The sequence below is a fragment of the Cobetia sp. SIMBA_158 genome (genome assembly GCF_046566945.1).
Lineage (GTDB): Bacteria > Pseudomonadota > Gammaproteobacteria > Pseudomonadales > Halomonadaceae > Cobetia > Cobetia amphilecti.
The window spans coordinates 1-258 of the sequence record NZ_JAWJYL010000630.1 but is presented as its reverse complement, the minus strand read 5'-3'; the positions used below and the strand labels follow the sequence as shown (position 1 = coordinate 258).

The 258-nt window shown below is 69.8% G+C and carries 1 pseudogene; it reads left to right on the top strand.

Going from position 1 to position 258, the window contains the following annotated elements:
- A pseudogene (locus R2R70_RS21350) lies at nucleotides 1–258 on the top strand (EscN/YscN/HrcN family type III secretion system ATPase); the annotation flags it as partial.

The window sequence follows — 258 nt, the reverse complement described above, 5'->3', positions numbered from 1 at the left end:
ATCAAGGTCGGCGGCCTCGACCTCTCGCTCGGCGAACTGTGCGAGTTGCGCGCGCCCAATGGCGAGCTGCTGCAGCACGCGGAAGTGATCGGCTTCACGCGCGACGTGGCGCTGCTCTCGCCATTCGCGCGACTCGAACACATCTCGCGCTCGACGCGCGTGATCGGGCTCGCGCGGCCGCTCGCCGTGAAGGTCGGCGACATGATGCTCGGGCGCGTGATCGACAGTCTCGGCGATCCCGTGGACGGCGGTCCGCCC